The 14,785-nt window shown below is 59.2% G+C and carries 13 protein-coding genes; 9 read left to right on the top strand and 4 right to left on the bottom strand.

The window, feature by feature from the left end:
• Nucleotides 1–44: 44 nt before the first annotated feature.
• The 7 genes from pyrE (at nt 45) to AB4Y89_RS01640 (ending at nt 6,509) form a co-directional block, all read left to right on the top strand.
• On the top strand, nt 45–641 hold the full coding sequence (gene pyrE, locus AB4Y89_RS01670) for an orotate phosphoribosyltransferase (protein WP_442299179.1): 597 nt from the start codon (nt 45–47) through the stop codon (nt 639–641).
• A gap of 196 nt (nt 642–837) precedes the next feature.
• On the top strand, nt 838–1,905 hold the full coding sequence (mtnA, locus tag AB4Y89_RS01665; RefSeq protein WP_442299178.1) for an S-methyl-5-thioribose-1-phosphate isomerase: 1,068 nt from the start codon (nt 838–840) through the stop codon (nt 1,903–1,905).
• On the top strand, nt 1,877–2,233 hold the full coding sequence (locus AB4Y89_RS01660) for a permease (protein ID WP_442299177.1): 357 nt from the start codon (nt 1,877–1,879) through the stop codon (nt 2,231–2,233). The genes mtnA and AB4Y89_RS01660 overlap by 29 nt, the downstream gene beginning before the upstream one ends.
• Before the next feature lie 39 nt (nt 2,234–2,272).
• The gene (locus tag AB4Y89_RS01655) at nt 2,273–2,581 is read left to right on the top strand and encodes a permease (RefSeq protein ID WP_442299176.1); all 309 of its coding nucleotides are present in this window, start codon (nt 2,273–2,275) and stop codon (nt 2,579–2,581) included.
• A 45-nt stretch (nt 2,582–2,626) separates the two neighbouring features.
• Nucleotides 2,627–3,028, top strand: a complete 402-nt coding sequence (gene mscL / locus AB4Y89_RS01650) for a large conductance mechanosensitive channel protein MscL (protein ID WP_442299175.1) — start codon at nt 2,627–2,629, stop codon at nt 3,026–3,028.
• Between the two features lie 83 nt (nt 3,029–3,111).
• On the top strand, nt 3,112–5,253 hold the full coding sequence (locus tag AB4Y89_RS01645; protein ID WP_442299174.1) for a M28 family metallopeptidase: 2,142 nt from the start codon (nt 3,112–3,114) through the stop codon (nt 5,251–5,253).
• Nucleotides 5,253–6,509, top strand: a complete 1,257-nt coding sequence (locus tag AB4Y89_RS01640) for a sialidase family protein (protein ID WP_442299173.1) — start codon at nt 5,253–5,255, stop codon at nt 6,507–6,509. Before AB4Y89_RS01645 ends, AB4Y89_RS01640 begins: the two co-directional genes overlap by 1 nt.
• A 261-nt stretch (nt 6,510–6,770) precedes the next feature.
• Here the strand turns inward: AB4Y89_RS01640 and thiC are convergent, their stop codons facing one another.
• On the bottom strand, nt 6,771–8,246 hold the full coding sequence (gene thiC, locus AB4Y89_RS01635) for a phosphomethylpyrimidine synthase ThiC (protein WP_442299172.1): 1,476 nt from the start codon (nt 8,244–8,246) through the stop codon (nt 6,771–6,773).
• Between the two features lie 115 nt (nt 8,247–8,361).
• On the opposite strand from thiC, the gene AB4Y89_RS01630 reads away from it, so the two are divergent.
• Nucleotides 8,362–8,826, top strand: coding sequence for a cytochrome c maturation protein CcmE (locus tag AB4Y89_RS01630; protein ID WP_442299171.1), 465 nt, complete (start codon nt 8,362–8,364; stop codon nt 8,824–8,826).
• 163 nt (nt 8,827–8,989) lie between these two features.
• On the opposite strand, the gene AB4Y89_RS01625 is transcribed toward AB4Y89_RS01630, so the two are convergent.
• From AB4Y89_RS01625 to AB4Y89_RS01615, 3 genes are all read right to left on the bottom strand, one after another.
• Nucleotides 8,990–9,934: a metallophosphoesterase family protein gene (locus AB4Y89_RS01625; RefSeq protein ID WP_442299170.1), complete on the bottom strand. Its 945-nt coding sequence runs from the start codon at nt 9,932–9,934 to the stop codon at nt 8,990–8,992.
• 196 nt (nt 9,935–10,130) lie between these two features.
• Nucleotides 10,131–11,351, bottom strand: a complete 1,221-nt coding sequence (locus AB4Y89_RS01620) for a PQQ-dependent sugar dehydrogenase (RefSeq protein ID WP_442299169.1) — start codon at nt 11,349–11,351, stop codon at nt 10,131–10,133.
• A gap of 199 nt (nt 11,352–11,550) precedes the next feature.
• Complete coding sequence (locus AB4Y89_RS01615) at nt 11,551–13,392, bottom strand: hypothetical protein (RefSeq protein ID WP_442299168.1); 1,842 nt, start codon at nt 13,390–13,392, stop codon at nt 11,551–11,553.
• A gap of 243 nt (nt 13,393–13,635) precedes the next feature.
• On the opposite strand from AB4Y89_RS01615, the gene AB4Y89_RS01610 reads away from it, so the two are divergent.
• The gene (locus AB4Y89_RS01610) at nt 13,636–14,610 is read left to right on the top strand and encodes a ThuA domain-containing protein (protein WP_442299167.1); all 975 of its coding nucleotides are present in this window, start codon (nt 13,636–13,638) and stop codon (nt 14,608–14,610) included.
• Nucleotides 14,611–14,785: the final 175 nt, after the last annotated feature.

Here is a 14,785-nt window from a genome sequence, read left to right as displayed (position 1 = left end):
CATCCAATGGTTAACACGTCCCAGGTTCTACAATCTCCATTGAGATGAACGACCGCGAAGCCCTCCTGAACCTGATCGCCACCCTCTCCTTCCGCCTGGGCGATTTCACGCTCTCCTCCGGCGCCAAGTCGGATTACTACATCGACTGCCGCATTACTACGCTGCACGCCGAGGGCGGCCGTTTGACCGGCCTGGTGCTCTACGATCTGATCCGCCAACACTTCCCTCAGGCTGAAGCAGTAGGCGGCCTGACCATGGGTGCGGACCCGGTCGTCTCCAACACCGCCAGCGCCTCGGCCTGGTACGCCAAGGATCATCCGGACACACCGCTGCTCAACGGCTTCCTCGTCCGCAAGCAGCCCAAAGGACACGGTGCGGGACGCCAGGTTGAAGGCTTCCTCAAACCCGGAGCTAAGGTTGTCATCGTCGATGACGTCTGCACCACCGGCGGCAGCACCATCACGGCCATTGAAGCTGTAAAGGCAGCAGGCATGGACATCATCGGTATCCTCTGCCTCGTCGATCGCGAGCAGGGTGGCCGAGCCAATATCGAGGCTGCAGCGGCCGGAGCACCGTTTATCAGCGCCTTTACCGCGAACGATGTGAGGGCTGCGCATATCGCTCTCCCAAACCAAACTTAGCGACGAATTGGGTGCCCCATCCATCGCAACGCGATGGGTGGGACGTTCGGGCGAAGCGCGATGTTCTTCCCGAGAAGGTATCGATAGAGAAGCAGATTTCTCCGCTGCGCTACGAAATGACAAACAAACTTACAGTTCAAGTTGCACTCGAATGTCCTTCCCCACTACATCCGCCCGATTGATAAACTAATAGACGATGATTCCCACCCTCGAATGGACACCCGAAGGCGTCCGCTTTATCGATCAGACGAAGCTGCCGCTCGACGAAATTTACGTCACCGCGACCAGTTACCAGGACGTTGCCACCATCATCAGTGACATGATCGTGCGCGGCGCTCCTGCTATTGGTGTCTCCGCCGCCATGGGCATCGCGCTTGGTGTCGACCGCAGCTCCGCCACCACGCTCAGCCAGCTCAGCGCTGAAGTCGAAGAGATGAGCAAGGTGCTTGCGGCTACCCGTCCAACCGCGGTGAACCTCTTCTGGGCCATCGACCGCATGAACGAGAAGTACAGGGAACTCCTCGCGAAGCCGGGTGTCACCATTCCCGAGATCAAGGCCGCTCTTATCACTGAAGCTCAGGCCATGTATGACGCTGACATCGAAGCCTGCAAGCAGATGGGCGCCCACGGCGCGACCCTGCTTCCGCAGGAAGGCACCGTACTGACGCACTGCAACGCAGGCGCTCTGGCCACCTGCGGCTACGGCACTGCTCTGGGCGTCATTCGTGCCGCCGTGGAACGTGGCCACAAGATCGACGTCCTGGCCGATGAGACCCGCCCCTACCTCCAGGGCGCACGCCTCACCGCCTGGGAACTGATGCAGGACAACATCCCCACCACAGTCCTGTGCGACAACATGGCCGGCACCCTGATGCGTCAGGGCCGCATTCAGGCTGTGATCGTGGGCGCAGACCGTATCGCTGCCAATGGTGACGTCGCCAACAAAGTTGGTACCTACTCCGTCGCGGTTCTGGCCAAGGAACACGGTATCCCGTTCTACGTCGCCGCTCCCTGGTCGACCATCGATCTGGCAACAGAGCACGGCGATCAGATCCCGATTGAGCAGCGTTCCCCGGTCGAGGTCACGCATTCGAACGGCAAGCAGATGACCCCGCACGGCGTGGGCATCGAGAACCCCGCCTTCGATGTCACCCCCGCGAAGTATGTGACGGCGATCATAACCGAGCGCGGCGTCCTTCAGGCACCCTACGAGGTGTCGATGAAGGAGATGCTTGATGCGGAGTCTGCCGTACCGGCCGTTTAGCTATACCCAGGGCGACGCCACCCTGTTCGCCCTGTTTCAACCGCGCCTGAAATCCCTGCTGCGAGGCTCTCTGCTTTCAATGCTGAGCTTTGCGGCAGGGTTTCTTCTTTCCGGCTTTCCGAATAGCCATCCTTCGCCATGGATCGTCGTGCCATTGCTCACCGCATGCTGGGGCACATGCGAGACACTCCGCTGTATGAAGCGCCGCTGGGACTGGTATCACGGTGGCGTACTGCTGCTCGTCTACACCGATCTGATGGTGCTGATGATGTTGCTGCTCTTTCTTCTGTATCCCTATGCTCACTGGTTGACTCACGCAGCTTGGTAGCAGCAGGCACCAGCCTCGCAAGAGAAGTACCATAGAGAGATGGCAGTACCGGGCTTGCTCGACCTTCGTCAGAAGTCTCTGTTACGTGGGGGTCTACTGGTCTTTGGCTCGTTTGCCGTAGGCATTTGGCTTTCTGACTTTCCAAATAACCGGGCAACGTTGTGGCTCATCCTGCCGACGCTCCTCTCCTTCCTCGGAACCATCGAGTGCATTCGCTGTATGCGCCGCAAATGGTCCTGGTATCACGGGGGGGTACTTCTGTTGATATACGCCGATCTCATGGTTATGACCCTGTTGGTCTTCTTTCTTCTGTATCCTTATGCGCATTGGCTTACCAACACGCGCTGACGGTCATCCGGCAGCCGCATGTTAATACGCGTAAGGAGACCTGGCATGCTGAAAGGCTTTCGCGACTTTATTCTTCGTGGCAACGTCGTTGACCTTGCTGTCGCCGTCCTGATCGGTGCGGCATTCGGAGCAATTACCACTTCCCTGGTCGGTGACATCGTTACCCCGCTGATAGCGGCTACCGTCGGCAAACCGAACTTCGGCTACCTGGAGTTGCACGTCGGCAGCGGCGTTGTGAAATACGGCAACTTTTTTAACGCCGTCATCACCTTCCTGCTAAACGCCGCGGTCGTCTACTTCTTTATGGTGCTGCCCATGCAGTACCTTCTTAAGCGCTTTAATCCTCCACCGCCGGCCGACACCCGTGCCTGCCCGGAGTGCAAGAGCGACATTCCCAAAGACGCCACACGCTGCAAGTTCTGCACACAGCCGGTACCCGCCGCCTAGGCCATGCCCTGGCGCTGCAATAGCGGCCTGGGTGCTGTACTCTGTCCTTCATACGAGATTCACGACAGGAAGGATCTTCACGAGTGCATCGCACCCAGGCCGTTGCCGTCTCTCTTGCCTTTGTCAGCCTCGCCGCCGTAGCGCAGTCGCCGTCCGTCTTCGGATATCGTGACTTCACCCAGCAGCAGAAGTGGGATACGACTTTCCTTGCTGTGCCCGATCCCAAACTCGCCGGCCAGCACCTCAAGACCCTTACAGCCGAGCCCCACTGGGCCAGTTCTCCCGAAGACCTGAAGACAGCGCAGTACGTCGCGGCGAAGTTCAAGGAAGCCGGCCTGCAGACCGAGGTCGTTCCCTACCGCGTCCTTTTGAATAAGCCGAAGAAGATCAGCATTGAGGCCTTCGACAGCAAGGGCAAGAAGCTGATGGCCGGTCCGACCAAAGAGCATGTCGACGGCGATCCCTTCCAGGACGATCCGCGCATCCTGCCCGCCTTCAACGGCTCCTCTCCCTCGGGAGACGTGACCGGCGAGGTCATCTACTGTAACTACGGGACGCTTGCCGACTTCCGCAAGATCAAGGAACTCGGCATCGACATGCACGGCAAGATCGCCCTGGTGCGCTACGGCCAGAACTTCCGCGGCGTAAAGGTCTATATCGCCCAGCAGATGGGAGCCGCAGGCGTACTGATCTACTCTGACCCCGCCGATGATGGCTGGGTGAAGGGTGACAAGTACCCGCAAGGAGCCTTCCGACCTGACAACGCCGTACAGCGCGGCAGCGTGCAGTTCATCGCGAAATATACCGGCGATCCCGAGACACCGGGCGTCGCCTCCACCGAGAAGCTGCCGGACTCCGCACGTCTGCCTGAAAACAAGCTGCAGGACGATCAGCCCAGCATCCCTGCAAACCCGCTCAGCTACCAGGACGCCCTGCCGATTCTGCGCGCCCTCGGCGGTCCTGAGTCTCCCCGCCCCTGGCAGGGCGCACTTCCCTTCACCTACCACCTCGGCGGTAAGGGCGTTACCGCACACATGCGTCTGGAGCAGGACTACGCCGTACGCACCATCTGGAACGTCATCGGCAAGATTCCCGGCACGGACGCTCCTGATGAATGGGTCATCGCCGGCAATCACCGCGATGCCTGGGTCTATGGCGCCGTCGACCCCAACAGCGGCACCGCCGCCATGCTGGAGACCGTACATGGCCTGGGTGAGCTGCTCAAGCAGGGCTGGAAGCCGAAGCGCACCGTCATCATCGGAAGCTGGGATGCGGAAGAAGAGGGCCTGGTCGGCTCCACCGAATGGGCCGAAGAGCACGCGGCCGAGCTACAGCACGCCGTCGCCTACTTCAATACCGACGTTGGCGTCAGCGGCCCGGACTTCGGAGCCTCCTCCGTCCCCTCGCTGCAGCAGTTTGTCCGCGAAGTAACCAAGTCCGTCCCCAGCCCTAAGGGCGGCACCGTGTACGACCAGTGGAAGAAGTCTCAGGAAGAAGGCCGCGGACGCGGCACCTCCACCAGCGCCAGCAATGTCGTGACCTCCGTCGACAACGATGTGAAGGTCGACGCTCTCGGCTCCGGGTCTGATTACACGCCCTTTATCCAACATATCGGCGTACCGGCAACCGACATCGGCTCCAGCGGCCGCTATGGCGTCTACCATTCGGTCTTCGATAACTACGCGTGGTTCGTCAAGAACGCAGATCCGACCTTCGTCTATGAGCAGCAACAGGCCCGCGTCTTCGGTCTGGAGATTCTGCATATGGCAGACGCTGACGTTCTGCCCTATGACTATCAGGCGTACGGAAAGGCAGTAGAGGAGTACATCTCCACCGCCAAAAAGAAGGCATCGACCGATGGCCTGACACTGAACTTCGACGCCGCAGCCGTCGCCGCCAAGCGGTTTGAGACTGCCGGTTCAGCTATTCGCAGCCGGCAGAACAGCGTCAGCGGCAACCCGAAGGCGCTGAATGACAACCTGCGGGCTGTCGAAGGCGCCTTCATCTCGTCGCAAGGCCTGCCCAACCGCCCCTGGTACAAGCACGTCATCTACGCTCCCGGCGAGTACACCGGCTATGCTGCAGTGGTGATTCCGGGAGTGAATGAGGCGATGGAAGGCGGCATCAACAACAAACCGGACGCCGCAGTGGCCCAGGCACAGCTCGGAGTCCTGACCGAAGCCCTCAACCAGGCCGCACAGATTCTGGAAGGCGCTGCCCACTGATGACGGCTCGTCGCCTCGTCCCCGCTGCTGCCCTGCTGTTGTCTCTGCTGACGACTGCATGCCGGCATGAGCAGAGTGCGGCAACGGCTGAACCAGGCTTCCGTTTTGAGCCACAACCGCATCAGCTCCCGTTTGCGCTGATGCGGCCAGTCGTAGCCTCCGCGGTGAACGGAGACCTCTATCTCCTTGGGGTCGACCGTTCGCAAGGCGGATCGAAGCTCGCACTGACAACCAGCAACGACGCGGGCGACCACTGGGGCCAACCGGCCGTACTCAACGCCGCAGGAACCATGGTCTCCACTGCAGCGGAAAATGCACCGCAGATTGCTGCACGCGGCATGTACGCCTATGCCCTGTGGCAACAGCATGATGAGGCAGGCGCTACGACCCTGCAGTTTGCCCGCACCTCGCCCGGCATGGCGCACATGCCGCCGCATCTCGTCTCACCTGTCGATAAACCCGCGGGAGATATAAGCTATACAGGCTTTGCCAGCTTCACGGTCGCTCCTAACGGCGACATCTACGCAGTGTGGCTCGACGGCCGCTCACCGGCTTCGGCCCCCGGAACCTTCTCCGTCTATCTGGCGCGATCGACCGACAAGGGTATGACCTTCCAGCCCAACGTCCGTGTGGCAGATCTCTCCTGCCCCTGCTGCCGTCCGTCGGCTGCGGTTGCGGCAGATGGCACCGTGTATGTGGTCTACCGGCACGTCTACGATGACAATGAGCGGGATATTGCCCTCGTCAGCTCACATGACGGCGGACAACACTGGAGCGCCCCGGTTCGCGTCTCAACCGACCGGTGGAAGCTGTTCGGCTGCCCGGAGTCCGGTCCGGTGATCGCCATTCAGCACAACAACCCGGTCGTTAGCTGGTATACCGCTTCGGAGCAGAAACCGGGCATTCGCCTGGCCACCTCATCCGACGGAGGAAAGATCTTTAAATCCGCCAAGCCCGTGAGCGAAGGGATCCTTTCGGCCAACCATCCCTATCTCTCACAGCGCGAGGACGGCTCCATCGCCGTCTCCTTCTCAGGGCGCGCCGCCGGACAGACCGGCGAATGGTCTCCCCTCGTCCCATATCTCTATAGCGTCTCAGCCGGAGGCGCCATCTCACGTACCTCTGCGCTGCCTTCTGTCGCATCGGGAGGCCGGTATCCCACTACATCCCTCGGTCAGGATGGCTCGGTTTATCTCGCCTGGTCCACGGAAGACGAACAGCCGAAGACCTTTCTCGCCCGCGCCACCGTCCGCTGATTTTGCAACTTTCGGTGTATCCCTATGGCCCGGTTCAGGGATAACGATTCTGCGAGAAAGCAGCGAAGATGTTTGTAGAAGGAATAACCGGCATGCCTCATACCCTCATTTTCGGTGTTGCGCTTCTTGCCCTGGTCTGGGTACCAGTTTTAGTCGTTCGGCCCGAGGTTAGTCCGGAGAATGAAATTTAACTGAAAACCATTGCAGTAGAAAGGGCCGCTCCGAATCGGAAGCGGCCCTTCTTTTATGTTCGCGAGAGGCTTATCCCCGCAGAGCCATCTGCTCGGTCACGATCTGCGTGAGGTCGTTCTTCTTCAGACCGTGAACCTCTTCGTTGTACTTATCCACCTTGCTGGACCAGTTCATGGAGCAGAACTTCGGACCGCACATCGAGCAGAAAGCAGCTTCCTTGTAATAGTCATCCGGTAGCGTCTCGTCGTGCATCGAACGAGCCGTATCCGGATCAAGCGACAGCGCAAACTGCTTATCCCAGTCGAAGGTATAACGGGCGTGGCTGATGGCGTCGTCGCGGTCGCGGGCGCCTGGACGATGCCGTGCGATATCAGCAGCATGCGCTGCGATCTTGTAGGCGATGATGCCGTCCTTCACGTCCTTCTCGTTCGGCAGCCCCAAGTGCTCCTTCGGAGTGACGTAGCAGAGCATCGCAGCGCCGTGCCAGCCAATCATGGCAGCACCGATGGCTGAGGTGATGTGGTCATAGCCGGGAGCGATATCCGTCACCAGGGGTCCGAGCACGTAGAACGGAGCTCCGTGGCAGAGCTCGACCTCCTTGTCGACCTGCTCCTTGATCTTGTCCATCGGAACGTGACCGGGACCTTCGATCATGACCTGCACATCGTCCTTCCAGGCCTGCTGCGTCAGCTCGCCCAGTGTCTTCAGCTCGGCAAACTGCGCCTCATCGCTGGCATCGGCCACGGAACCAGGACGCAGACCGTCGCCTAGCGAGTAGCTGACATCGTACTTCGCCAGCAGCTTCGTGATGCGATCGAAGTTCTCATATAGGAAGTTCTGCTTGTGATGCGAGGTCATCCACTGCGCCAGAATGGCGCCACCGCGGCTCACAATGCCGGTAATGCGCTTGGAGACCATCGGGACGTACTGGATCAGAACGCCGGCATGGATGGTGAAGTAGTCCACACCCTGCTGCGCCTGTTCCTCGATCACCTCCATGTACAGATCGATGCTCAGATCTTCGACCTTCTTCACCCGGCTCAGCGCCTCATACAGCGGCACGGTGCCGATCGGCACGGGCGAGTGGCGCAGAATGGCTTCGCGGATCATCGGGATGTCGCCACCGGTGGACAGATCCATCACGGTGTCGGCGCCATAGTGGACGGCGGTGTGCAGCTTGCGCAGCTCTTCGTCGACGTTCGACGTAATCGCCGAATTTCCGATATTGGCGTTGATCTTGCAAAGCGAGCCGACGCCGATCGCCATCGGCTCCAGCTCGGGATGATTGATATTGGCCGGAATGATCATGCGGCCGGCGGCGATCTCGTCGCGGATAAACTCCGGCGCCAGCTTCTCCTTGTGGGCGACGAAGCTTATCTCCTCCGTCACCAGGCCCTTACGCGCAAAGTGCATCTGGCTCATGTTCCAGTCGCCCGTGCGCTCGGCCTCTTTCTTGCGGTTAACGATCCATTCCGCCCGCGGCTTCGGCACGATATAGTCGCTGCCGTTGGCGTGTACAGTGTGGCCGTTTCCGTGTGCGCTCATTGTCTTATCTACCTCTCCAGAGGACTGGGTATGAAACTTTGAGTATACGCCCGTAGAGCCGGCGAAGCATTGCCCCAAGGCGGCCAGGAAACGGTAAAATGGTTCCGGGAGTCTTATGAACAGCACTACCCGTATCGGTCTTGCCTGTGCCGTCGTCATTGCCGCCGTGGTGTACCTTGCCATCTCCGGTATCGGCGACTCGAAGAGCTACTACGTCACCATCAGTGAGCTGCAGAAGTTGGGCAACAAGGCCTACACGCGTCACCTGCGCGTCGCGGGCAACGTGCAACCCGGCTCCGTCGTTCGCAGCGGAACTCACGCCGACTTCACGCTCGTGGAACTGGATAAAACCGTCCGCGTCAGCTACCAGGGCATGGAGCCGCTTCCCGACACCTTCAAGGATGATGCCCAGGCTCTCGCCATGGGTACCTACGGCCGCGACGGCGTCTTTCACGCCACCCAGATTCAGGCCAAGTGCGCCAGCAAATATGCTCCGGCCCAGCCTGGACAGCAACAGCCAGGTCAGCAACCCGCAGCCGTTACGCCAAAGGCTGCCGCCGCAGTTATCCCAGCTCATTAAAAATCGCCGGGCTGCCATCCTGGCAGCCCGTGTTATTCCCTATCCCAATTAGAGCATTTCTCCTGTTGCTGGGTATCCCGGGAGAATGCGTGCAGCGGCGTTTTCATCGCGGAAAACGCCCATAAATGCATAAGCCCCGCACTACACCTACAGGAAAAATGCTCTAGAGCTTGTACGGTGTGGAGTAGTGCGTGGACCACTGCGTCCGCGCCATATCGATCCATTCGATCGTTCCCGCTTTCGGGTCAGCGTCGAAGATCATGAACGCGTTCGGGTCATACCGTGTCGCCGCCGACACAATGTGACGCGGGCCATAGGTGCGCGAGAAGTCGACCCACTTGTGCCAGTGACCGGCGATTACCATCTGGATATTGTCGCTGTACTTGCGCAGCATCGGATGCAGACCATAGTCCTTCACTTCTGTCGGTTGCTGCAGCCAGAGCGGATAGTGAATCAGGATCACGGTAGGCTTGCGCTCCGCCAACTGTGCCTCGGTCCAGTTCAACTGCTCCTCTCCCAGAGATCCCATCTGACGCATCTTCACAGGAGCCTTCGGGTCCCAGGTCTCCCCCAGGAAGTTATTCAACTGTAGAAACCGGAAGCCTTTGTAGTCCACCGCATAGTACGGCTTGGTCTTCAGCTTGGCTTCGAACAGCCGGTTCGACATCTCGCGCGAGACGCCGGGCGTCTGGTGCTCGTCGTAGTCATGGTTGCCGAAACCGATGTGGACCGGAGCCTTGAAACCCTGCACCATCTCGTACGCGATGTCGATACGGGTCTTGTTCTTGAAGTAGAAGTCGTAATCCGCCGAAGGATAGTTATGAAAGAAGTCGCCAGCGTGGAAGACCTGCTCGACCGCAGGTGTAATGGCGTTGATCGTCGCCCGTGTCTGCAGCAGATTCGCGTTGGCCTTGAAGATCGTCTCCGTGTCTTCGGGACTTCCCTCCGGCCCACGATAGAAGTCGTCGATGATGTGTGTGTCGGTAATGACAGCAAAGCGGAAGGTGCCCGGCTTTGCAGGAGTCAGCGCCAACGCGCCGCGCTCCAGCAAAGCAGCTCCGGCTGCTGCAAAAGCCATCTGTTGAAACTGCCGCCGCGACACGATCATGAACGTCTCTCTCCTGAAAGGGAATACCTTCACCGTAGCAGTGTGGGATAAACACGCGATTACACAGCTTTTATTGCAACGCCCCGGGCGGCGTGGTTGTCGAGGTCAGCACCATGAACATTGATCCGGCGTAGTCGCAAAACAAAAGCGGGTGACGAATCCTCGTCACCCGCTTCCTTTTCAAAACAGCTCAGACCTACTTCGGCGTCACACGAAAGACGCCGCCACCCCTGGCATCTTCCAGCATCCAAAGCGCGCCATCGGGAGCCTGCTCTACGTCGCGGATGCGATGACCGACATCCCAGCGCTCGGCAGGCTTGGCTCCGCCCTTACCGTCGAAGGTAATCCGGAGCAACGACTTCCCTGCCAGTGCGCTGATCAGGGCTGATCCCTTCCACTGCGGGAACATCGAGCCGGTGTAGAACATCAGGTTTCCGGGCGCAATGATAGGCGTCCAGTAGATAACAGGCTTGGTCAGGTCAGAGCGGGTGTCCGGGCTGGGGATAGGCACGCCGTTATAGTTCACCGCATAGGAGACCAGCGGCCAGCCATAGTTCTTGCCGGGCTGGATCAGGTTCAGCTCATCGCCGCCGCGCGGACCATGCTCCACTTCCCACAGCTTGCCGTCGGGCGCGAAGGCCAGACCATAGGGCGTGCGGTGTCCGCTGGTCCAGGTCTCCGACGGTGTCAGGTTTGACCCGGGGAAGGTGTAGGTGTTCACTACTGGAGCAGTCTTCGCGGCTTCCGTGTCCTCCGGAGGATTGATCACCGGCACGCTGGCCGTCCCGGTCTTTCCCGCCATCGGATTCCCCGGCGCAGGCTTGCCATCCAATGTGAGGCGAAGGATCTTACCCAGCGGTTGGTTGGGATCCTGAGCGGGCGTCATGCGCTGCCGTTCGCCAACGGTGAGGAAGAGATATTTCTTATCCGGAGAGAATGCGATCTGCGCGCCGAACTGGCCTCCCTTTCCGCGTTCGCCATCGCGCCAGATCACCTTCAGATCTTCCAGGCTCGCCGCGTCCTGACTGCACTTAAGTTGTGCACGCGCAAGCGCCAGACTCGAACCGCCCTCGCCCGGCTCAGAGTAGGTCAGATAGACGCTGTGGTCTTTGGCATAGTGCGGCGAGGTATACACACCCAGCATGCCGCCCTGTCCACCATAAAGAACGGCGGGAGCATTCGAAACCTGCATCTTAGCGCCCTGCTGCGTTACCAGCCACAGAGCTCCGGTCTTTTCGGTAATCAGCATCCGCCCGTCAGGGAGGAACGCGATCCGCCACGGTAGATCGAGCGTTGTTACCTGAACCATGTTGAACGGCACACTCGCCTCAGGCTTCTGGTCGCCTGCATTGATCTGTCCCATGGCATGGGACGCCGCCAGCGCGAGAGAAACTCCCGCGAACACTAACTGTTTCATCACGTCTTCCTCGATTGGTATGGATTAACCAGGCGGCAGCAAGCCCTGCTTCCACAAGACCGGCGGGGATTACCGTCGACTTTTTATAACACTCTCCAACAAGCTGATGCCTGAGGGCCCGCTTCGGTTTCGACGAATGCTTCATTAGACGAACGCGACCGCTAGACTGCTCATCAACAACCGTTTGTTTCTATCGCATTTAATGCGCCACGTGATTGGTCGCCTCCCTCTGTTTCGGAATAGCGATTACGGCCTCGTCAGAGGGGCGGCTGGCGCCATTTGCATCCTGAGCCGTAACGACATAACGATAGCTGTGACCTGCAGATACGGAATTGTCGAAGAACGCCGGCGCCATCAGCCCCAAAGCGATATTCCTGAAGCTGCCGTTATCTTCGGCTTTGTTCACACGATAGGTCACATGACCTATGGAGCCTGCCGCGGCAGCTTCCCAGGTAAGCGCTACTCCTGATGGCTGCTTTGCTGCGCTCACCTTCACCGGACGAGACGGAGGAGCTCCGTCAGGAAGCAGACCGTAGACACAGAACTGTCCCGTGCCGATATTCTCCGTTCCGAAGCTGGCGAGATAGACCTTTCCATTTGCAACCGTAGGAGGAGCCATCTTGGCATAGTTGCCACAGTCGTCGCGCGACCGGTTCTCAAGCGAGTTCCAGAGCTCGTGGCCGATGTCGTCTGCGTCATAGGCGTGCAGGACACCAGGACGGGACTCGTGCCACGAATCGCCCGTCGCGTGAATCGCGGCCCAGAGTATGCCGTTTCGTCCGCCATTCGACGAGAGCGAAAGCATTGCGCCAGGATGGCCTTCGTTGACCTCCGGCCGGCTCATCACCGGCGTGGGATCAATCCTGTCTCCCTGCAGCCGATAGACGCGTGGGCGATCCCGCTGCCCCCATATATAGAGAAGCGATCCCCTCTGGGCGCTGTTCCAGAAAACCAGGCTATGCAGATGCGAGCCGGTCGCCGGAAAGTGCTGCAGCGCATGTTCATCTCCCAGGTGACCAAAACTGCCGCGGTCGAGCACGTATAGCACGCCCTCTTTTCCTCCGCCAAGCACGAGATTCGTTCCGGGAACCAGCGTTGCGCCTGACGAGTTCAAATCGATATCCCGTTTGTCGAGGTCGAAATGGTTTGTGGGCGTAAACCAGTCAAGCAATTTCAGATCCGGGCTTAGCTTGAGAAAGCTCTCGCTGAAGTTCTGCTCCCCATCCCAGGAACCATTCCCTGTAACGACATAGATATTTCCCTGCTCATCGACCGACGGCGCCTGGCCCGACTGCCAGATACTTGCTGCCTGCCCCGTAGGCGTCGCATTAAAGACAGCCGTCTGGCGGAGCGTCTTCTGGTCATAGGCGAGCAGAAAGCCATGGTACGGTCCCTTGTCACAGTGCGAGGAGTAGCCAATATAGATGGCGTGATTCGCAAGCACGAGCCCGGGCCGCTGGGCCTGCAATAGCGGATCAAAGCCCGGAGCCGAGATCGTCACCGGACTGTTAGGGAGATCGGCGCCTGTCGCCAGGTCGAGCGCATGCAGACGCTGCATGAATCCGTCGCCGGCCTTCGTCGAAGCGACCACATAGAGAGCATGCTCGGCAACATCGATCACGGGAGTTCCAAGAATCCCCATCTTGCCGTTGATGTCGAGACAGCCAAAGTCAGCATCATGCAGACCCGCGGGAGTGCCGAAGTTCACATGCCAGATCGGTGTTGAGGCTTCCCGGTCATTCGCATCGAAGGCGTAGACACTGTTATTGACCGTTGTAACGTAGACCACATCGTGGGTCCCGCCATTCATCTGGACTCCCGTCGCCAGCAGCGGTTGCGTGTAAACCTGATCGTCGACCTCACGCTTGAAGAGCAATCCAAAGTGAGTGGTGTTGACGTTGGCCGGCGTAAGCATCCTCTCTTTCGCATTCACACCGGTTCGTTCCAGGTCATTGTGCTGAGTGAGGACGCTTACCTGCGCACCAAGGTAAGAGGAGACGAGAAGAGCCGCTACCGCGGCAACGTGTGTACACGTATACATTTAAAGACCGATCCCAGAGAACCAAGGAATACAGCAGCCGCGACAGAACAGTTGAAGCTCACTGTATTGATCGCACCAACGCACTGTCAACGCTGCAAAGCCAAAGGCGCAAACACTCATCCGACAAAACAGCGGCGGCCACAAATTTTGCATATAAAACTATTTTTTAGCCATTGACACAGCCTTCACCTCGCCACTAGCGTGGTTTTGCTCGCGTTCAGCAGTTCCCTGCGGCACACTCCTATGAAAACTCGTGCTCTCGTCGCGCTGCTCGTGCTTTGCCTCTTTGCCCCGCTGGCGCATGCCCGCACAGCCGACGGACGCACAAAGGTCGTCCTGATTGCCGGCACCAAGTCCCACGGCCCCGGTGCGCACGAATACCTCAAATCAGCGCGCCTGCTCAAGGTCATGCTTGACCGCTCCCCCAGCCTGCACAACGTCGTCACCGAGGTGTATTACGACGGCTGGCCTATGAACCAGACCACGCTGGAAACCGCCGATACCATCGTCTTCTTGAGCGACGGCATGCAGTGGTCACCCTGGTCCTGGTCGCCGGAGCGCATTGCCTTCATGCAGCGGCAGATCGACCGCGGCTGTGGCTTCATGACTTTTCACTTTGCCACCTATATTCCCTACCAGTTCGCCAGGCAGGCGCTCAACTGGAACGGCGGCTACGTCGACTACGACGGCCCAACGCATCCGACACCCTATTTCACGCAGAAGACGCTGACCACGGAGATCGTCTTTCCCAATCCCACCCATCCGGTGTTGCACGGAGTTCATCCGTTCCAGATTCGTGAAGAGTTCTACTACAAGCTCACCTTCGTCGATGGCATGACCGGCATTACTCCCCTGCTGCGCGCAACCGGCCTTCCCGCCGATCCCAAGGTCTTCCCCGGCCCGCTTGCCACAGCTCTGGCACAGACGTTCTTCTGGGCGTATGACCGTCCGAAACAACAAGGCCGCAAGGTTCAGGGCCGCAGCATCGGCGCCACCTTTGGCCACTACTACGCCAACTGGCAGATGGACGACTACCGCAAGGTCGTGGTCAACGCCATCTGTTGGACCGCACACCTGACCATCCCAAAGGAAGGTATCGCGACGACCTGGGTCGATGACCAGACCGTCGATCAGACCCTTGGTCCTACTCCAGCCCCAAACCTATCGCCACTCGAACCGACTCGCCCGCCACTCGATCCCGCCTATATCAGGAAGTAAGCGGCTCGTCGTTACTGCGAGGAGCCAGCCTGCAGCTGAAACAGTGTCGTCATAGAAGTTGCGGACAACTGAAGCATCCATGAAGGTCTTGTCTTCGGGTGCCATCTTTGCGAGCATGTTGCGTAACTAGAGGTTACGCAACGTCAGAACTCCTCTGGTGGCTTCCGTACCCGTA

The organism is Terriglobus sp. 2YAB30_2 (assembly GCF_052114765.1).
Classification (GTDB): domain Bacteria; phylum Acidobacteriota; class Terriglobia; order Terriglobales; family Acidobacteriaceae; genus Terriglobus.
Note: the sequence above shows the minus strand (reverse complement) of the source record. Positions and strands in the feature narration are given on the sequence as shown.